This window comes from Azorhizobium oxalatiphilum (assembly GCF_014635325.1).
Lineage (GTDB): Bacteria > Pseudomonadota > Alphaproteobacteria > Rhizobiales > Xanthobacteraceae > Azorhizobium > Azorhizobium oxalatiphilum.
Window position 1 is genome coordinate 338,047 of record NZ_BMCT01000008.1, and the last position, 17,635, is coordinate 355,681.

19 protein-coding genes are annotated in these 17,635 nt (G+C 67.8%); 12 read left to right on the top strand and 7 right to left on the bottom strand.

Annotation, left to right across the window (positions count from 1 at the left end; all coding sequences use genetic code 11):
• Nucleotides 1-5: 5 nt before the first annotated feature.
• On the bottom strand, nt 6-416 hold the full coding sequence (locus IEW24_RS23430) for a hypothetical protein (protein WP_188583229.1): 411 nt from the start codon (nt 414-416) through the stop codon (nt 6-8).
• A gap of 133 nt (nt 417-549) precedes the next feature.
• Complete coding sequence (locus IEW24_RS23435) at nt 550-1,515, bottom strand: ring-cleaving dioxygenase (protein WP_188583231.1); 966 nt, start codon at nt 1,513-1,515, stop codon at nt 550-552.
• Between the two features lie 281 nt (nt 1,516-1,796).
• Here IEW24_RS23435 and IEW24_RS23440 point away from each other — a divergent pair, with 281 nt between their 5' ends.
• The 10 genes from IEW24_RS23440 to IEW24_RS23485 all read left to right on the top strand — a co-directional run bounded on the left by IEW24_RS23440 (nt 1,797) and on the right by IEW24_RS23485 (nt 10,958).
• Entirely contained in the window at nt 1,797-2,264 is a 468-nt protein-coding gene (locus IEW24_RS23440) for a DoxX family protein (protein WP_188583232.1), read from the top strand.
• 428 nt (nt 2,265-2,692) lie between these two features.
• Nucleotides 2,693-2,998, top strand: a complete 306-nt coding sequence (locus IEW24_RS23445) for a hypothetical protein (RefSeq protein WP_188583234.1) — start codon at nt 2,693-2,695, stop codon at nt 2,996-2,998.
• 127 nt (nt 2,999-3,125) lie between these two features.
• Nucleotides 3,126-4,064 (top strand): LysR family transcriptional regulator, encoded by a 939-nt coding sequence (locus tag IEW24_RS23450; RefSeq protein WP_188583236.1) that lies wholly within the window; start codon nt 3,126-3,128, stop codon nt 4,062-4,064.
• A 130-nt stretch (nt 4,065-4,194) separates the two neighbouring features.
• Nucleotides 4,195-4,797 carry a HupE/UreJ family protein gene (locus IEW24_RS23455; RefSeq protein WP_188583238.1) on the top strand — a complete coding sequence of 201 codons (603 nt, stop codon included), beginning with the start codon at nt 4,195-4,197 and terminating at the stop codon, nt 4,795-4,797.
• Between the two features lie 165 nt (nt 4,798-4,962).
• On the top strand, nt 4,963-6,132 hold the full coding sequence (locus IEW24_RS23460) for an ABC transporter substrate-binding protein (protein WP_188583240.1): 1,170 nt from the start codon (nt 4,963-4,965) through the stop codon (nt 6,130-6,132).
• Between the two features lie 288 nt (nt 6,133-6,420).
• Nucleotides 6,421-7,344 (top strand): branched-chain amino acid ABC transporter permease, encoded by a 924-nt coding sequence (locus IEW24_RS23465; protein WP_188583242.1) that lies wholly within the window; start codon nt 6,421-6,423, stop codon nt 7,342-7,344.
• 8 nt (nt 7,345-7,352) lie between these two features.
• Entirely contained in the window at nt 7,353-8,297 is a 945-nt protein-coding gene (locus tag IEW24_RS23470) for a branched-chain amino acid ABC transporter permease (RefSeq protein ID WP_244644626.1), read from the top strand.
• Nucleotides 8,290-9,045: an ABC transporter ATP-binding protein gene (locus tag IEW24_RS23475; RefSeq protein ID WP_188583246.1), complete on the top strand. Its 756-nt coding sequence runs from the start codon at nt 8,290-8,292 to the stop codon at nt 9,043-9,045. The genes IEW24_RS23470 and IEW24_RS23475 overlap by 8 nt, the downstream gene beginning before the upstream one ends.
• Complete coding sequence (locus IEW24_RS23480; RefSeq protein ID WP_444979134.1) at nt 9,042-9,749, top strand: ABC transporter ATP-binding protein; 708 nt, start codon at nt 9,042-9,044, stop codon at nt 9,747-9,749. The genes IEW24_RS23475 and IEW24_RS23480 overlap by 4 nt, the downstream gene beginning before the upstream one ends.
• A gap of 285 nt (nt 9,750-10,034) precedes the next feature.
• A complete protein-coding gene (locus IEW24_RS23485) occupies nt 10,035-10,958 on the top strand; it encodes an oxygenase MpaB family protein (RefSeq protein WP_188583248.1) in 924 nt (307 codons plus the stop codon).
• Between the two features lie 7 nt (nt 10,959-10,965).
• On the opposite strand, the gene IEW24_RS23490 is transcribed toward IEW24_RS23485, so the two are convergent.
• Complete coding sequence (locus tag IEW24_RS23490) at nt 10,966-11,850, bottom strand: alpha/beta fold hydrolase (RefSeq protein WP_188583251.1); 885 nt, start codon at nt 11,848-11,850, stop codon at nt 10,966-10,968.
• A gap of 144 nt (nt 11,851-11,994) precedes the next feature.
• Between IEW24_RS23490 and IEW24_RS23495 the strand changes: the two genes are divergently transcribed.
• A complete protein-coding gene (locus IEW24_RS23495) occupies nt 11,995-12,909 on the top strand; it encodes a LysR family transcriptional regulator (protein WP_188583252.1) in 915 nt (304 codons plus the stop codon).
• Nucleotides 12,910-12,915: 6 nt separating this feature from the next.
• Here the strand turns inward: IEW24_RS23495 and IEW24_RS23500 are convergent, their stop codons facing one another.
• The 3 genes from IEW24_RS23500 to IEW24_RS23510 are packed head-to-tail and all read right to left on the bottom strand — an operon-like array spanning nt 12,916 to nt 15,449.
• On the bottom strand, nt 12,916-13,755 hold the full coding sequence (locus tag IEW24_RS23500; protein ID WP_188583254.1) for a GNAT family N-acetyltransferase: 840 nt from the start codon (nt 13,753-13,755) through the stop codon (nt 12,916-12,918).
• Nucleotides 13,756-13,815: 60 nt separating this feature from the next.
• Complete coding sequence (locus IEW24_RS23505; RefSeq protein WP_308469035.1) at nt 13,816-14,814, bottom strand: nickel/cobalt transporter; 999 nt, start codon at nt 14,812-14,814, stop codon at nt 13,816-13,818.
• Nucleotides 14,811-15,449, bottom strand: a complete 639-nt coding sequence (locus IEW24_RS23510) for a DUF1007 family protein (protein WP_188583256.1) — start codon at nt 15,447-15,449, stop codon at nt 14,811-14,813. Before IEW24_RS23510 ends, IEW24_RS23505 begins: the two co-directional genes overlap by 4 nt.
• A gap of 304 nt (nt 15,450-15,753) precedes the next feature.
• Between IEW24_RS23510 and IEW24_RS23515 the strand changes: the two genes are divergently transcribed.
• Nucleotides 15,754-17,010, top strand: coding sequence for an aminopeptidase (locus IEW24_RS23515; protein ID WP_188583258.1), 1,257 nt, complete (start codon nt 15,754-15,756; stop codon nt 17,008-17,010).
• A gap of 301 nt (nt 17,011-17,311) precedes the next feature.
• Here IEW24_RS23515 and IEW24_RS23520 read toward each other — a convergent pair.
• Nucleotides 17,312-17,635: ABC transporter permease subunit (locus tag IEW24_RS23520; protein WP_444979135.1), on the bottom strand; the 324-nt coding region annotated here is incomplete at its 5' end.

Consider the following 17,635-nt stretch of genomic DNA (forward strand, 5'->3'; position numbering starts at 1 on the left):
ATGCGCTAGAGTTCCAGCCAGTCGATGGCCGTGGATCGGACGGTCGGCTCGTCGAAGAAGTCCAGCAGCACCCGGATGGCCCGCCCGGCATCCACCACCACCGAATTCTCCATCGGCTGCCCGATGCCGAATTCGGTGAGGAAGAAGGTGGTCGTGTCATCCAGCGGCAGCGCCGAGCCATCGCCCATGGAGACGGCGATTTCGGTGTCCGAGCCCGACAGGTTGCACGCGTTGACCACGGCCAGGTTGCCGTTGAACGCCACATTGAGATTGGGGAGATCGGACCCCCGGAGGCTGATCCAGATCGAATTATGTCCCTCATGACGCCGGGCCGAAATCTCTTCCAGCGCTTCGCGCCGGTCGATGATCCAGGCCTGCCGCAGGTCGGTGACGTCGAATTCGCGTGTTCCGGTCATCGTGTCAGCGCCCATTCGGAAAGCAGGACAACAGGATAGCCATCTCCCGTTGCTGCGTCTGGAGGAGGTCCGGCTTTGATTGCTTTGCAATCGAAGCCGGATGACATTCCCGATCCGCGTGTTTGAGCCGGCCTCAGACGAGGACGGGCAGGACTTCCTCGATGGCCGCACGGCGCGGTTCGAGGAAGGCCGGCAGTTTCAGCGCGCTGCCGAGCGAGGCGACCGGCTCGTCGGCGGCGAAGCCGGGGATGTCGGTGGCGATCTCGAACAGCACGTGGCCGGGCTCGCGGAAGTAGACCGAGCGGAAATAGTTGCGGTCCTTCTGCTCGGTAACGCGCATGCCGTGGTTCTCCTGCAGCTTCTTCACCATCGCCATTTCCTCCGCGTCATCGGCGGCGCGGAAGGCAATGTGATGCACCGAGCCGGCGCCCATGCGGGCCGGCAGGAAGCCGCCGGCGCCGCGCAGGTCCACGATGCCGCCGATGCGGGTGTCGCCGGCCCTGTAGCGCACCACATTCCCCTCACGCGCCACCTCGGTGAAGCCGAGCACGTCGGTGAGGATGGCGCCGGTGCGCTGGGTGTCCTCCAGCAGCAGGCTGGCGGAATGGAAGCCACGGATGGCGGCATCCGCCGGCACCTCGCCGCCGGTCCAGGCGGGCTCATTTTCGATGCCGGGCAGGCCGACGATGGCAAGGCCCATGCCGTCCGGATCCTTGAAGGAGATCACCCGCTCACCAAAGCGGTCGATGGGCGCCTGATGGGCGACGCCATGTTCCACGAGGCGATGCAGCCAGTAGCCCATGGAGGCGGCAGGCACGCGGAAGACCGTCTCTTCCGTTTCGCCGACCCCGAGCCGGCCGGCGGCCGCATGGGCCCGGGGGAAGAAGGTGAGGATGGTGCCGGGCGCGCCGGTCTCGTCACCGAAATAAAAGTGATAGGTGCCGGGATCGTCGAAATTCACCGTCTTCTTCACCAGCCGCAGCCCGAGGGTGCGGGTGTAGAAGTCGAGGTTGCGCTGGGCGGGGCCGGCAATGGCCGTGATGTGGTGAATGCCATGGGTGCCGTTGGAAAGGGCGGTGCTGGACGGGATGTTGGTCATGGTCCGGTCTCCTGTAGGGCTGAAAGCTTATGAAGCCAAAGTCCGAAAGCGTTGGGGGCGCAGGGTTCCGGGGCGATCCCGGCCAGCGCCGTTGTCATTACAGATAGCCCTGTCCGGCCCGTTCGCCATGCTCTTTCGATTGCGCCGGTGCAATATCATTCCTGCAAACTACGAAATTGAATTGCCCATCGGAAATGAGGAAAGTCGCCCCACACCGAGATTGCCCCGGCGGCCCGTACCGGACCTCCGAGCCTCGCAGACATCCTGATTGGAGAGTTCCGATGATCACCGAAACCACTGCTTCCGGCCGCAACGTCGATGCCCTCACCGCTCCCTATGGCGCCACCGTGCTGCGGGTCGCCCTGGGCGTGATGTTCATCTCCCACGCCTATCTGAAGTTCGCCGTCTTCACCGTCGCCGGCTTCGAGGGCTATCTGGCCGCGCAGGGCCTGCCCACCGGCCTTGCCTGGCCCATCATCCTCGCCGAGCTGATCGGCGGCATCGCCATCCTCGTCGGCTTCTACGGCCGCCTCGTTTCGCTGGCCCTGATCCCGCTGCTGCTCGGCGCCCTCGGCGTGCATGCCCCCAACGGCTGGGTGTTCAACGCCACCGGCGGCGGCTGGGAGTATCCCGCCTTTCTCGTGGTCGGCGCTCTGGCCGTGGGCCTTCTCGGCGACGGCGCCTTCGCGCTGAAGTCGGTGCGGCTGTCCCAGCTCCTCGGCGGCAAGGTGCGTCCCCGCCTCGCCTGACCTCGCCTGATCCCGAATATCCGGCCGCGCAGGAAACTGCGCGGCCGTTTTCGTTCATGCGGAAGGTATCGGGGAGAGGTATCGCCGGCGAGGGGGTTGTAAATTCGCTGGCAGCGTGGGTGGCATCATTGCCTGATACAATATTTAGGCGTAAGGGACGTTTCGTAGGGGAAGTAAAGCGCAATTTCTGCGTGTAGTGATTATTTATTCTATATCAAAAGTTTTGATTATTCGGTGTATTCAATGGTGAGGTGGGGACCATGCCGCGCAACATCCGTTGTGTCATAAAGTAGATGCTGAAGTTATTGAGGTTCTAGCCGTGCTCGTGCGTTGATGTGGTGCGCCGCGTGTCCGCTGAAAGGGCGGAATTTCGCGCATTCATATGGATGGCCGGCATCGTCCGTTGCTTCTTTATCTATCTACTGACCATGTTTCATGAGAAAGACCATGCCGCTTTCAAGCCCGCCGATCCGGCGCGGGCGCGGGCGCGGCTTCGCTTCCGTTCGTGGCGGAACTGGCTGGCCATCGTCGGGCTGATCCTCTTCGTGCTCGGCATGTTCGTCCGGGCGCAGTGGACCAGCATCCAGAAGGATCTGTTCGCGGAAGAGCAGGCGCGCTGCGTGGAGAGGTTCGCGGGCAAGCACAGCTTCCTGTGGCTGAAGACGGATGGCTGCCTCGTGCTGGTGGACGGCAAGTGGATCCACGAAAGCCAGATGCCGAAACAGGGCCGTTGAACGCGCCCGGCGTGTGCCGGCCGTCCCGCGTGCCGGCTGTGGGCGCCGCACGGCAGGTGAAGACGTATCGCAAAATATGCTTTAGTGCGGCGCCTGAGACGGGCGTGACGCAGGGGCAGGGCGAGACGTGGCGGAACCCTACAAGAATCTGGCCTGGGATGACTTCCGGCTCATCAAGGCGGTGGCCGACCAGCGCGGCCTGCCGGCGGCCGCGTCCCAGCTCGGCATCAACCATTCCACCGTCTTCCGCCGCCTGAAGCAGATCGAGGAGGCGCTGGGTGTCGCGCTCTTCGTGCGCCACCGCTCCGGCTATGCCCTCACCCCCGCCGGCGAGGAGGTGGTGGCGCTGGCCGGGCGGGTGGATGCGGACATCACCGCCGTCACCCGCAAGATCGCCGGGCGCGAACTCTCGCCCACCGGCGAGCTGCGGGTCGCCACCAACGACACCCTGCTCATCAACCTGCTGATGCCGCTTCTGGCCAAGTTCCGCGCCGCCTGCCCCGATGTGCGGCTCGATCTGGTGCTGGGCAATCAGGCGGCCAACCTCTCCAAGCGCGATGCGGACGTGGCCATCCGCGCCACCGACCAGCCGCCGGACAATCTGGTGGGCCGGCGCGTCGCCCGCATCGGCTGGGCGCTCTATGGCGCGGCGGCGGCTTTCCCCGAGCCGGGCCCGCTGATGGCGGAGGCGCTGGAGGGGCGCGACTGGATCTCCCTCTCCGAGGGCTTCGGCGGCCTGAAGGTGGTGAAGGACGTGTTCGCCCGCGTGCCGCCGGAGCGCATCGTCTACAAGGTCAACACCGTGCTGGGCCTCGCGGAGGCGGTGGAGGCGGGGCTCGGCATCGGCTTCGTGCCCTGCTTCATCGCCGATGCCCGGCCGGGCCTTGTCCGCCTCGGCCCGCCGGAGCCCGATTATGCGGCCGACCTCTGGCTGCTCACCCATCCGGATCTGCGCCATGCGGCCCGTGTGCGGGTGTTCCTGGATTTCATGGCCACCGAGATCGGCAGGTATCGCAGCTTCCTGGAAGGCAGGCCCGTGGAGGCCGCCCCCGCCGGGGAGGGGTGAGGCCTCTGCCCTGCGGAACGGCAAAAAGCTCATACTTTGAGCGGCATAAATCGGTTCTCTTTCAGTGTTCCGCGTTGCCAGCGACCTGCGGATCGCGCCAATATCGCCTCATCCTGTGGAGCTTTCTGCCATGACCCGTTTCCCCATCCGCTCGCTCGCCCTTGCCGGCGCCCTCGCGCTGGCGCCCTCTCTGGCCTTCGCCCATCCCGGCGGCGCCGAGGTGCACGGCTTCACCCATGGCTTCGCCCACCCGGTGACGGGCCTCGACCATGTGCTGGCCATGGTGGCGGTGGGCATGCTGGCCTTCCAGATGGGCGGCCGGGCCATGTGGATGCTGCCGCTCACCTTCATGGCGCTGATGATCGGCGGCGGCGTCGCCGGCATGATGGGCCTCGATTTGCCTTATGTGGAGCTGGGCATCGGGCTTTCCGTGGTGGTGCTGGGCGGGGCTGTGGCCGCCGGCGTGAAGGCGCCGCTCGCCATCGCCATGGCCCTCGTGGGTGCCTTCGCCCTCTTCCACGGCCATGCCCACGGCACCGAAATGCCGGAGACGGTGAGCGGCCTTGCGTATGGCGCCGGCTTCCTGTTCGGCACCGGCCTGCTGCATCTGGCGGGCCTCGGGCTTGGCTTCGCCGTCGGCCGCGCGGGCGAGACCCGTGGTCCGCTGTTCGTGCGCGGCGCGGGCGCGGCGTTGTGCGCGGCGGGCCTTGCCATCGTCGCGGGCGTCATCTGATCCTTATCGCCGCTGAGGCGTAACGCGGCCGCCCTCCGGGGCGGCCGTTTGCGTTTCGGGCCTGTTCAAACGCTGCGGAAGCTCTAAGAAGAAAGGGAATGTCTCTGCGGCTCTGCGGGGCTGGCAAGAGAACGCCAGACGATAAAACCAGACGGGGGTTCCCTGATGTTCAGCGTCCGCACCGGCCTTCTGGCCGCTCTGTCCCTTGCCTTGTGTTCCGCCTTGGCGCTGGCCGAGCCGGTGAAGGTGGGCTTCGTGGCCACTTTGTCCGGCCCCTCCGCCCCGCTCGGCGTGCACATGCGCAACGGCTTCCAGCTGGCGGTGAAGGAGCTGGGCGGCCAGCTCGGCGGCCAGCCCACCGAAGTCATCGTGGTGGATGACGAGCTGAAGCCCGATGTTGCCGTCTCCAAGGTCAAGGGCCTGCTGGATCGCGACAAGGTGGACGTGATCGCGGGCGTGGTGTTCTCGAATGTCATGATGGCCATTTCCAAGCCCGTGTTCGAGAACGAGACGGTGCTCATCTCCGGCAATGCCGGCCCCTCGCCGCTGGCCGGCAAGGGCTGCTCGCCCTATTTCTTCGCCGCCTCCTACCAGAATGATCAGGTGCACGAGATCATGGGCAAATATGCCCAGGATCAGGGCTTCAAGCGCGTGGTGCTGATGACGCCCAACTATCAGGCGGGCAAGGACGCCATGGCCGGCTTCAAGCGCCACTTCAAGGGCGAGGTGGCCGAAGAGATCCTCACCCCGCTCGGCCAGCTGGATTTCTCCGCCGAGATCGCCAAGATCCAGGCCGCCAATCCGGACGCGCTGTTCACCTTCATGCCCGGCGGCATGGGCGTGAACCTCGTGAAGCAGTATGCGCAGGCGGGGCTGACCACCAAGATCCCCTTCCTGTCCTCCTTCACCATCGACGAGACCACGCTGCCGGCGACGCAGGAAGCTTCCATCGGCATGCTGTCGGGCGCCAACTGGGCGCCGAACATCGACACGCCGGAGAACAAGGCTTTCGTTGCCGCCTTCGAGAAGGAATACGGCATCGTGCCCTCGCTTTATGCGGCGCAGGGCTATGACGCGGCCAAGATGATCGACGGCGCGCTGAAGGCCACCGGTGGCAAGGTTTCCGACAAGGCGGCGTTCCGCAAGGCGCTGGCGTCCGCGCCCTTCAAGTCGGTGCGCGGCGATTTCTCCATCGGCAAGAACGGCTTCCCGCTGCAGGATTTCTACGTGGTGAAGCCGGTGAAGCGCGCCGACGGCAAGTATGAGACCGTGACCGTCTCCAAGGTGTTCGACAACATGACGGACGCCTACGCGGCCGAGTGCCCGCTGAAGTGAGCATCTGCTCGGCACTGTTTCTAGCCCTCGCCCCTTGCGGGGAGGGAGCCTGTCACGTTTGAGGATCTCGGAGCGCCCGATGCGTAAGAGCAACCTGCCCTCTCCCCCCTTGCGGGGGAGAGTTGGAGAGGGGGGTATCGCGGGTGCGTCTGTCGTGTCCTCTGGCTGGCCGGATGTCGCTTTCACGGAGAGGGCATTACCCCCCTCCCCAACCCTCCCCCGCAAGGGGGGAGGGGGCACGTTCCGTTTGTCAGAAAATCCCGCGCGAATCCGTTCCCTGCTGAGCCCATGAGCACCGTTCTTCTCGTTTCCCAGCTTCTCAACGGCCTCCAGCTCGGCCTCGTGCTGTTCCTCGTGGCGGCGGGCCTGACGCTGGTGTTCGGCGTCATGGACTTCATCAATCTCGCCCATGGCGTGCAGTACATGCTGGGCGCGTATCTCGTGGCCATGTGCGTGGGCTTCACCGGCCATTTCGGCCTTGGCCTGCTGCTTGGCCTCATCGGCGCGCTGGTGCTGGGCATCGTGCTGGAATGGTTGGTGTTCCGGCATCTGACAAGGCGCGATCATCTGGAGCAGGTGCTCGGCACCTTCGGCGTCATCCTGGTGGTGACGGAAGGCGTGCGCATGATCTTCGGCACCGCGCCGCTGGCCATGCCCATGCCGGTGGCCCTGTCCGGCTCGGTGACGCTCTTTCCCGGCCTCAACTATCCGGTCTGGCGGCTCGTCATCATCGCGGTCGGGCTCGCCGTCGCGGGGCTCCTGTGGTTCCTCGTCCATCGCACGCGGCTCGGCATGCTGGTGCGCGCCGGCTCCACCCATCCCGGCATCGTCTCGGCGCTGGGGGTGAATATCGACCGGCTGTTCCTGTTCGTCTTCGCCTTCGGCGCCATGCTGGCGGGGCTGGCCGGGGCCATGGCGGGGCCGCTGGTTTCGGTGGAGCCCACCATGGGTGACAATGTGCTCATCATCGCCTTCGTGGTGGTGGTGATCGGCGGCATCGGCTCCATCAAGGGGGCGTTCGTGGGCGCGCTGGCGGTGGGGCTGGTGGATACGCTCGGCCGCGCCTTCGCCGTGGATCTGCTGCGCCTCGTCATGGACAGGTCCGCCGCCGCCACCGCAGGTCCCGCGCTGTCCTCCATGCTCATCTATGTGCTGATGGCGCTGGTGCTGGGGCTGCGCCCATCCGGCCTGTTCGGGCCGAAGAAGGCGTGATGGCGCGCATGTCCCGTCTCCGCTCACCCGGCGCGATCGCGCTTCTGGTCACGCTCGGCTTCCTCGCGGCGCTGGCCGTCGCCTATGTGCAGGACAGCACCTACTGGATGGCGACGCTGGCCCGCATGGCGGCACTCGCATTGTCCGCCGTTTCGCTCTCCTTCCTCGTGGGGCAGGCGGGGCTGGTGAGCTTCGGCCACGCCGCCCCCGTGGGCATCGGCGCCTATGCGGTATTGATCGCCGGCGAATTTGGCGTGCGTGAGGTGATGATCGTGCTGCCGCTGGCTTTTGCCGCCGCCGCGCTGTTCTCCGCGCTCACCGGCGCCATCGCGCTGCGTACGCGGGGCGTCTATTTCATCATGATCACGCTGGCCTTCGCGCAGATGGCCTTCTATGTGGCGGCGAGCCTCTCCGCTTTCGGCGGCGATGACGGCATGGCCATCGCCGGGCGCTCGACCTTCCTCGGCGAGCGCATCCTGCGGCGGGATCACGGCCTCGCGCTCCTCGCCATCGGCCTTCTGGGCGTGGGCCTGTTCGTGCTGGGTCGCGTCACGGCCTCGAAATTCGGCCTCGTGCTCAGGGCGGCGCGGGACAATGAAACCCGCGTGCGGGCGCTGGGTCTTGCCACCTATGGCCATCGCCTTGCGGCCCTCGCGCTGGCGGGGGGCGTGGCGGGCCTCTCCGGTGCGCTGCTCGCCAATCAGGCCGAGTTCGTCTCCCCGTCCTACATGAACTGGCACGTGTCCGGGCAGGCCATCGTCATGGTGGCGCTGGGCGGGGCGGGGCATCTGGTGGGCGGGGTCATCGGTGCGGTGGCGGTGACGCTGCTGGACGAGGCCATCGGCCATTACACCGAATACTGGAAGCTCGGTCTCGGCCTCGTTGTGGTGGGCGCCGCGCTGCTGCGCGGGCGCGGGCTGCTGAGGCGCATCGTGGGAGGCCAGCATGACTGAGCCCATCCTGCGTCTCGAAAACCTCTCCAAATCCTATGGCGCGCTCACCGTCACCAGCGACGTGTCGCTGGATCTTCGGCCGGGCGAGGTGCATGCCCTCATCGGCCCCAATGGCGCCGGCAAGACCACGCTCGTGGGCGAGATCGCAGGCGCCGTCACGCCCGATGCCGGCCGCATCCTGTTCGCCGGGCGCGATGTGACCCAGCTGAACGTCTCGGCCCGCGCGCGTCTGGGTCTCGGCCGGGTGTTCCAGATCTCTCAGGTTGTCGGCAGCTTCAGCGCGCGGGACAATGTGCGCCTTGCGGCGCTGGCCCATCGTGGGGGCAGCTGGGGCCTGTGGCGGCCGGCCTCCAGCGATGCCGCGCTCACGGCGGCGGCGGACGCGGCGCTGGATCGCGTCGGCCTCTCCGCGCGTGCCGATGTGGCGGCGGGTGTGCTCGCCCATGGCGAGCGGCGGGCGCTGGAACTGGCCATGGCGCTGGCGCAGGCGCCGAAGGTTCTGCTGCTGGACGAGCCCATGGCAGGCACCGGACGGGCCGAGGGTGCGCGCCTGACTGAGCTTCTGCTCAGCCTCAAGGGCACGCTGCCCATGCTGCTGGTGGAGCACGACATGGCCACCGTCTTCGCCCTTGCCGATCGCATCACGGTGCTGATCGGCGGCGCGGTTGCCATCACCGGCACGCCGGAGGCGGTGCGGGCGGACCCGCAGGTGCGCCGCGCCTATCTGGGCGAGGAGGACGCGGTATGAGCGCCCCCCTGATCGCGCTGGAAGGCGTGGAGGCGGGCTATGGCCCGGCGCAGGTGCTGTTCGGCGTCTCCTTTGCCGTGAATGCGGGCGAGGTGGTGACACTCATGGGCCGCAACGGCATGGGCAAGTCCACCACGCTGCGCACCCTGTTCGGCCTCCTGCCGGCGCGCGCCGGGCGCATCCTGATCAACGGCGCGGACCTCACGGGCGCGCCGCCGCACCGCATCGCGTCCGCGGGGCTGGGCTATGTGCCCGAGGGCCGGCAGATCTTTCCGCGCCTCACCGTGGAGGAGAACCTCGTCGCCACCGCCTCGCCGGGGCGCGGGCACGGCTGGACGCTGGCGCGGGTGTACGCGCTGTTCCCCCGCCTTGAGGAGCGCCGCCGCAACATGGGGCCGGAACTCTCCGGCGGCGAGCAGCAGATGCTGGCCATCGGCCGCGCGCTGATGACCAATCCCGACCTTCTGGTGCTGGACGAGGCCACCGAGGGCCTTGCCCCGGTGATCCGCGCCGACATCTGGACCGCGCTTGCGGCGCTGCGGGCCGAGGGGTTGGCGATCCTCGTGGTGGACAAGAATCTGGAGGCCCTGCTGCGCCTCGCCGACCGCCATGTGGTGATGGAGGCCGGCCGCGTGACATGGACCGGCAGCACCGCCGAGGTGCAGGCTGACCCCTCGCTCATCACGCGCTATCTGGAGGTGTGAGGGGCGGCGGCTTTCCTGTGGGTGCGGCGCGGCCGTGCATTCAAGGCAGCGGCCTGTATTTCCCCGCACGGTTTTCGAGCGTGCCCCCGCGGCCAACGCGACAGGCTCCCTCTCCCGCTTGCGGGGGAGGGCTGGGGAGGGGGCAAGGGCGCGTGGCAGGGGCAAGGGCGCAACGGAGGGCCTAAGCCAGCCTGCCGCTAGGTCTGCCCCAACGGCTGACCCACCGCCATGCGGCAGCGCAATACCAATGCGGGAACCCGGCCCGCCGCCCCACGTTGCCCTGCCATGAGCACCACCACGAACACGCTCACCTTTCCCGCGCCGATCCAGCAGCGGCTGGAGGCGGCGATGCAGGCGGCCCTCGCCCCCAAGGGCATGCAGGGGCTGGATTTCACCAAGCCCGCCGGGGAACCGGCGCTGGCTGCGCCCGACAGCGTGTCGTGGCGGGTGTTCAAGAATCCGGCGGCGCTGTTCATCGGCGGCGTGTCCGCCGTGATCCTCGAACTCGCCGAGCCGCGCGTGCGCGCCGGTGTGTGGGATCACACCTCATTCCGCAGCGATCCGGTGCCGCGCCTCCAGCGCACCGGGCTGGCGGCCATGATCACCGTCTATGCCGCCCGCTCGGTGGCGGAAGAGATGATCGCCGGCGTCGGTCGCCGCCATGCCCGCGTCACCGGCAAGGACGAGCACGGCGCCGCCTATCGCGCCGATGATCCGGACCTGCTGGACTGGGTGCAGGCCACCGCCTCCTTCGGCTTCATGGAGGCCTATCACCGCTTCGCCGCCCCGCTCTCGCCGCGCGAGCGCGACCTGTTCTTCGCCGAGGCCGAGCCGGCGGCGAGGCTCTATGGTGCCACGGGTGCCCCGCGCGATGTGGCGGAATGGGAGCACCAGCTCGATGCCATGCTCCCCGCTCTTGAGCCTTCGCCCATCATCGGCGAATTCCTGGAGATCATGCACCGCGCCCCGGCCATGCCGCTGGCCGCCCGCCCCATGCAGGGGCTGATGCTGCGCGCGGCGGTGGAGATATTGCCCGCCAAGGTGCGCGCGCACCTCGGCCTCGATGCGGCCTATGGCCTCGCGCCGTGGCAGATGGGGCTGGTACGCGGCGCCGTGCGCACCATGGAGCGCGTGTTCCTGCCCTCCGCCCCGCCCGCCCGTGCCTGCGTGCGCATGGGCCTGCCGCCGGATCATCTCTGGCGCAGGTAAGCGGAGCTCAGCCCGGCTGCTTCGCCAGAAAGTCCCGCACCAATGCGATGGTGGCGACGGGGTTCTCTTCCATGATCCAGTGGCCGCTCTCCGGCACCACGCCGCCGGTCACGTTTGTGGCGCCGGCCGCCATCACCTGCGCCATGCCGGCGCCGAAGGACTTTTCGCCACCCAGCGCCAGCACCGGCATGGTGAGCCTGCCGTCAGCGGCAAGGAAGGCACGGTTGTCGATGGCGTCCTGATCAAAGGCGGCGAACTGGGCAAAGCCCGCATGCATGGCGCCCGGTTGCGCATAGAGCGCGGCATAATGCTGGCGGGCGTCTTCCGTGAAGCGGGTGCGGTCGGCGGAGAATTCGTTCCAGAAGCGGTCGAGATAGATGCGCTCGCGCCCCTCCACCAGCCGCTCCATGTCCGGCCCGCCGAAGCGGAAATGCCAGAGCAGCGGGTTCTTCAGGATTTCCTCCCACGGCCCGACGCCGGGCACGGGCGCGTCGATCAGGGTGTAGCTCTTCACCCGCGCGCCATATTGAGCGGCGAGCGCGAAGCCCACCATGTTGCCGATGTCGTGGGTCACGAGGTCCACGCTCTCGACGCCGAGCGCATCCAGCAGCCCGGCCATGTCGGTCCCTTGCGTCTTCTTGTCGTAACCGCCCTCCGGCTTGGCGGAGAGGCCCATGCCGCGCAGATCCGGCACGATCACGCGATAGTCGGCGGCAAGCTCGGCGGCCAGCGCCGCCCACATGTCGCCGGTCTCGCCATAGCCGTGCAGAAGCAGCACGGCGGGGCCGTGGCCGTCCATGGGCAGGCCGCCGAGGCGCACGTGCAAGGTCGTGCCGTTGGTGGCGATGCTGCGGGTTTCGAACGTGTCGGGAAAGGTGAAGGAGGCGGTCATGGCTCTGGTCCTGTCTGCCCGCCGGACCTTCGGAAAACCCGAAGGGACCGGCGGATGGGCGATTGGCTGGACAGGAGAATGGCGAAGCTTCATTGTCCGGAGTAGCCGGCGGACGGCGAAACCTGTTTCCGGAATATCCGAACAATGCTCAAGCTCGACGGAGTGTCCGCCTTCGTGGCGGTGGCGGATGCGGGCTCCATCTCGGAGGCGGCGCGGCGGCTGGGTCTGGCCAAGTCCGTGGTCAGCGAGCGGCTGGCGGATCTTGAGCGCCTGCTCGGCGCGCGCCTCATGCAGCGCAGCACCCGCCGGCTCGCCCTCACGGAGGCCGGCACCGCCTTCCTCGTCCGCGCCCGCCGCCTGCTGCGCGAGGCCGAGGATGCGGTGGCCGAGATCGCCGAGCAGAAGAGCCAGCTCGCCGGCCCGCTGCGGGTCTCGGCGCCGGTGAGCTTCGGCACGTTGCATCTCGGCCGGGCGCTCTATCCCTTCCTCGCCGCCCATCCCGGCATCGAGCTGACGCTGGAGCTGGACGACCGCTTCGTGGACGTGGCGGCGGATGGCTTCGATCTGGTGATCCGTCATGGGCAGGTGCACGACACCCGCCTCGGCGCCCGCCAGCTCGCCACCAGCCGACGCTTCCTCGTGGCTGCGCCCGCCTATCTGGAGGCGCACGGCGCGCCCGCAAACCTTGCCGATCTCGCCGCCCACCGCGCGCTTCTCTATGCCAATCGCGAGACCGACTGGCGGTTCGAGGCGCCGGACGGAATGGTGGCGGTGCGCCCGCGCGCGAGCCTGCGCGTGAACAACGGCGTGATGATGCGCGGCGCGGCGGTGGCCGGTCTCGGCCTCGCGCTGCTGCCCACCTTTCTGGTGCATGAGGAACTGGCGGCGGGCACGCTTAAGGTCGTCGATGTGGGCGTTCCGGCGGAGGGCGCGCAACTGCACGCTGCCTATCCCATGGACCGCTCGACTTCGGCCAAGCTGCGCACCCTCATCGCGCATCTGCGCCGCGCCTTCGGCAGCCCGCCGGTCTGGGAAAAGGGGCTCAGGCTGCCGGGGTGAGGAGGCTCACCCCAGTTCGAACGTGGTGATCCCGTAGATCCGCGCCAGCGGCAGCGCGGGGGCATCGCCCTTGTACATGCGCGCCGTCTCGAACACCGGGCTGAGGCCCGCCGCCTCCGCCATCTGCACCGCCACCGCATTGGGGGCGGGCACGTCGAGGAAGACGTCCGCGCCGCCCGCATGGGCCACCAGCCCCGCGAACAGCGAGCGGGCCACCTCGGGCGTATCGGCGAACAGAGGCCCGATCTTCCAGCCCACGCGGGCACGGCGGATGACGCCATAGCCGGCAGGCGTCCCGTCCGGCCCGCGCACGGCGAGCGCGAGGCCATCCGGCGGGGCCAGCCAGTGGGCGAGGAAATCCGGGCGGGGCACGCCGAACACGTCGGCGTCATAGGCGATCAGCGCCGGCACCAGATCGGAGGCCACCGGCGCCAGATGGGCGGCGGGGGCGGGCACCTGCGCGACCCCGCCATAGCGGATGTTGCGATGGGCAAGGGCGAAGCCGGACTTCTTGTAGTTCTCCTGCTGCGCCACCACGCCGTCGAGGCCCACCGTGCGCGTCCCCAGCCGCTCCATGCCGGCCTGCCACAGGCGCCAGCCCAGCCCCTGTCCGCGCAGGTCCGGCCGGCAGATGTAGAAGCCGAGGAAGCCGAAATCCTCGCCATAAGTAGTGACCGAGATGCAGGCGGCAAGCGCCCCGTCGCGGAACAGGCCCAGGAAGGCCCCGGTGTCTTGCGCGCGGAAGGCGGCGGCATCGTGCAGGCCGGTGTTCCAGCCCTCCCGCGCCCCCCAGGTGAGGGCCAGTTCCACCTCGGCGGCGTCCAGCGTGCGGATGATGTCGGCCAAGCGTCCCTCCTGTTCGGGCGTCTCCCTTTTGGGCGAGCCTAACCGGTCAGAAGCGCCGGGTCAGCCCGGCAGCAGGCGTTCGCTCACCGCATAGCCGGTCAACAGCGCGAGACCGAACAGGCACACGAGGATAGCCGCGCCCATCTCCACCAGCAGCACCAGCACCGTGCCGCGCCCGGATGCAGCGGAGGCGAGCGAAACCGCGAGCCGCTTGCCATAGACCGCCAGCGCCGCGATGGCGGTAACGGTGAGCGCGGTGCCGAGCCCCATGGCGAAGACGGAGATGACGCCGGTCATCCACACGCTCTGCGACAGAGCGAAGGTGAGCACGAGGATGGCGCCCGAGCAGGGCCGGGCACCGGCCGAGATCACCGCCACGGTGGCCCGCTTCCAGCCGCCGCGCCCATCCAGCAGATGCGGATCGGGCGCGTGCTTGTCGCCGCAGCCGCAATCGGGGCCGTGCACATGGGCAGCGGGCTCGCCGCGCAGCACGGCGATCAGCGTGCGCGCCTTGCGGAACGCGAGCACCGCGCCGAACACCGCGATGGTGCCATAGGCCGCCACTTCCACCCATGTCATGGCATTGGCCATGGAGACGGCGGTGGCGCCCAGCAGCAGCGCCAGAATGCCCACGAACAGCACGGCGGCCACCGCCTGCACCATGCCGGCGGCGAGCGCCAGCAGGGCGCCGCGCTTCAGCGTGCCGCCGTCCGCCAGCAGATAGGAGGAGATCACCGCCTTGCCATGGCCGGGCCCGGCGGCATGGAATACGCCATAGCCGAAGGACAGGCCGGCGAGCAGATAGAGCGCATTGCCGTCCGCCTTGGCGGCACGCACGGCCTGCACGAGGGCGCGGTAGAATTCCGACTGCTTGGCGATGAGATAGCCGGTGATGCCGGTGGGCTGCGGCCCGCCGGCGCCGAGGCCGAAGGGCGAGGTTTTTGGCGCGCTTTGCCCGAACACCTGCGCCAGCGCCGGCTCCGCTACGGCAAGCGCCACCCCCGCCCCCGCCAGCGCCAGAAGGAGGAGCCGGAGGGCACGCGGGCTTGGCATCGTCATTGCGGACACTTCAGCTGGATCTTGTCGGCATATTGCGCGCCATAGGTGCTCGACGAGGTGAGGTTCGTGAAGAAGCTCTCATCGATCTGCATGGACTGCGGCTGGTCGGGCGAGGTCACGGTGAAGGCGCAGCCGGCGGGCGCGCTCTGCATGGCCACGGGATCCTTCTCGGCGAACTCGAACGAGACGAAATAGGTGGGGTCGTAGACATCGAAGGAGAGCGTACCCTTCGCCGGCACGGGCTTTTCCACCGGCAGCACGAAATGCAGGGTCAGCGTGTCATTGGCGAAGGTGAGCGAATAGTCGGTGGGGTCCTTGAAGGCGATCTTGGCCTTCGGCGTCTTTCCCCGGACGAAATAGTCGAATTCCTTCAGAGAGGTAACGTTCACCTCGGCGAGGGGCGCCAGCACTTCCTTGGCATAATTGCCCGAGGCGTCCTTGGGAAAACCCTGCAGGGCGAAGGCGGTGAAGGCCTCGTCGAAGGTCCAGTCCTGTTTGACGCCGGTGAGGTTGCCGCTGGCATCGAACAGCAGGGTGCTGCGCATGTTCACCCACACATGCGGGTGCGCCCATGCGGGCAGCGCGCCGAGACAGCTCAGGGCTGCCGCTAGGAAAAAGGCGAATCGTGCCCGCATAAAGCTCTCGGAACCCCGCTCCTGTCCGTGCCACGCATCGCCCGCGAGTTCGGCGGAAGCATGGCGCGGCAAAGTATGACGCCTGTTCCATGACGCATTGTGAACGCTGCCGCGTCCCGAAACGGGACGCCCCCCGGCCGGCTTGAGAACAGGCCGGGACCGGACCATGTCCGAATCGGTGCGCGAAGGCTGTACATGCTCCGTTCCCGGCGTGCTGCGTGCCTGCATTTGCGTGACTTGGGGCATTCCGAAACCGCGCGGAAGGTCTATGTATGAGGCCATGAGCGTTTGAAGGGACTGCCCCATGACCGAGCACCAGCGCAACATTTCCGCGGCCATCGACCCGGTGAAGCTCGACCGCCTCGCCGAGGTGGCCGTGAAGGTGGGCCTCAATCTCCAGCCGGGGCAGGATCTGTTCCTCACCGCCCCCATGGCCGCGCTGCCGCTGGTGCGCCGCATCGCCGTGCATGCCTACAAGGCCGGTGCCGGCATCGTGACGCCGCTGTTCTCCGACGAGGAGATCACGCTGGCCCGCTACCAGAACGCATCCGACGCCAGCTTCGACCGCGCCCCCTCCTGGCTCTATCAGGGCATTGCGCAGGCGTTCGAGGGCAACACCGCCCGCCTCGCCATCGTGGGCGACAATCCCATGCTGCTGGCGAATGAGGACGCCTCGAAGGTGTCCCGCGCCTCCAAGGCCAATTCCATGGCCTACAAGCCGGCACTGGAGAAGATTGCCGGCTTCGACATCAACTGGAACATCGTCGCCTATCCCGGCGCGGCGTGGGCGAAGCAGATGTTCCCGGATCTGGCGGAAGACCTGGCGGTGGCCAAGCTCGCGGAGGCCATCTTCGCCGCCTCGCGGGTGGACAATGACGATCCCATCGCCAACTGGACCGCGCACAATGCGGCCCTGCGCACCCGCACGGAATGGCTGAACGGCAAGCGCTTCTCCGCCCTTCACTTCACCGGGCCGGGCACGGATCTCGTCGTGGGCCTCGCCGATGGGCATGAGTGGCAGGGCGGCGCCTCCAGCGGCAAGAACGGCATCATCTGCAATGCCAACATCCCCACGGAAGAGGTGTTCACCACCCCGCACGCGCTGCGGGTGGAGGGCCATGCCTCCAGCACCAAGCCGCTCTCCTATCAGGGCACGCTGATCGACAACATCCGCGTGCGCTTCGAGGCCGGCCGGATCGTGGAGGCGAAAGCCTCGCGCGGTGAGGAGGTGCTGAACAAGGTGCTGGATACGGACGACGGCGCCCGCCGCCTCGGCGAGGTGGCGCTTGTTCCGCATTCCTCGCCCATCTCGGCCGGCGGGCTTCTGTTCTACAACACGCTGTTCGATGAAAACGCCGCCTGCCACATCGCGCTCGGCCAGTGCTATTCGAAGTGCTTCCTCGACGGCGCCAACCTGTCGCCGGAGCAGATCGCGGCGCAGGGCGGCAACAAGAGCCTCATTCACATCGACTGGATGATCGGCTCGGGCGAGGTGGACATCGACGGCATCGGCGCCGACGGCAGCCGCACGCCGGTGTTCCGCAAGGGCGAGTGGGCCTGAACGGATCGACATTCAAACCACAACGCCAATGCAGCAATAGATCGTCATGGCCGGGCTTGTCCCGGGCATCCACGCCGGGCCGACTGTGCAAACCTCTGAAGGCTGTTCCTGGCCGCGGGGCGTGGATAGCCGGGACAAGCCCGGCCATGACGGTTCATTTGCTGCATCGGTGGCCCGAGCTAAATGGCGATCCGCTCCAAGCCCACAGCACGCACCCCTGACATGAAAATCCCCTCTCCCGTCGCCGGGAGAGGGGATTTTTGGTTTCAGGAAGGGGATGTACGGGGCGGGGTATCCCCCCTCAGTGCCCCGCCGGCCCGGCGGGCGTCTTCTTGCTGATCAGCGCCAGCAGCTCGCCGACGATGCCGCGCCGGAACAGCGAGACGGCGGCGACGAAGATGATGCCCTGGATCACCAGAACCCATTCGCCGAGCCCGGCCAGATAGTTCTGCATGGTCACGATCACCGCCGCCCCCACCACCGGGCCGAGGATGGTGCCCATGCCGCCCACCAGCGTCATCAGCACCACTTCGCCGGACATCTGCCACGCCACGTCGGTGAGGGATGCCAGCTGGAACACCAGCGACTTGGTGGCGCCAGCCAGCCCCGCCAGCGCGGCCGAGAG

Bases quoted from the DNA above. Each gene is read 5' to 3' on its own strand.
- IEW24_RS23430 (WP_188583229.1), bottom strand. From the start codon at position 416: ATGACCGGAACACGCGAATTCGACGTCACCGACCTGCGGCAGGCCTGG.
- IEW24_RS23435 (WP_188583231.1), bottom strand. From the start codon at position 1,515: ATGACCAACATCCCGTCCAGCACCGCCCTTTCCAACGGCACCCATGGC.
- IEW24_RS23440 (WP_188583232.1), top strand. From the start codon at position 1,797: ATGATCACCGAAACCACTGCTTCCGGCCGCAACGTCGATGCCCTCACC.
- IEW24_RS23445 (WP_188583234.1), top strand. From the start codon at position 2,693: ATGTTTCATGAGAAAGACCATGCCGCTTTCAAGCCCGCCGATCCGGCG.
- IEW24_RS23455 (WP_188583238.1), top strand. From the start codon at position 4,195: ATGACCCGTTTCCCCATCCGCTCGCTCGCCCTTGCCGGCGCCCTCGCG.
- IEW24_RS23460 (WP_188583240.1), top strand. From the start codon at position 4,963: ATGTTCAGCGTCCGCACCGGCCTTCTGGCCGCTCTGTCCCTTGCCTTG.
- IEW24_RS23465 (WP_188583242.1), top strand. From the start codon at position 6,421: ATGAGCACCGTTCTTCTCGTTTCCCAGCTTCTCAACGGCCTCCAGCTC.
- IEW24_RS23470 (WP_244644626.1), top strand. From the start codon at position 7,353: ATGTCCCGTCTCCGCTCACCCGGCGCGATCGCGCTTCTGGTCACGCTC.
- IEW24_RS23475 (WP_188583246.1), top strand. From the start codon at position 8,290: ATGACTGAGCCCATCCTGCGTCTCGAAAACCTCTCCAAATCCTATGGC.
- IEW24_RS23480 (WP_444979134.1), top strand. From the start codon at position 9,042: ATGAGCGCCCCCCTGATCGCGCTGGAAGGCGTGGAGGCGGGCTATGGC.
- IEW24_RS23485 (WP_188583248.1), top strand. From the start codon at position 10,035: ATGAGCACCACCACGAACACGCTCACCTTTCCCGCGCCGATCCAGCAG.
- IEW24_RS23490 (WP_188583251.1), bottom strand. From the start codon at position 11,850: ATGACCGCCTCCTTCACCTTTCCCGACACGTTCGAAACCCGCAGCATC.
- IEW24_RS23495 (WP_188583252.1), top strand. From the start codon at position 11,995: ATGCTCAAGCTCGACGGAGTGTCCGCCTTCGTGGCGGTGGCGGATGCG.
- IEW24_RS23505 (WP_308469035.1), bottom strand. From the start codon at position 14,814: ATGACGATGCCAAGCCCGCGTGCCCTCCGGCTCCTCCTTCTGGCGCTG.
- IEW24_RS23510 (WP_188583256.1), bottom strand. From the start codon at position 15,449: ATGCGGGCACGATTCGCCTTTTTCCTAGCGGCAGCCCTGAGCTGTCTC.
- IEW24_RS23515 (WP_188583258.1), top strand. From the start codon at position 15,754: ATGACCGAGCACCAGCGCAACATTTCCGCGGCCATCGACCCGGTGAAG.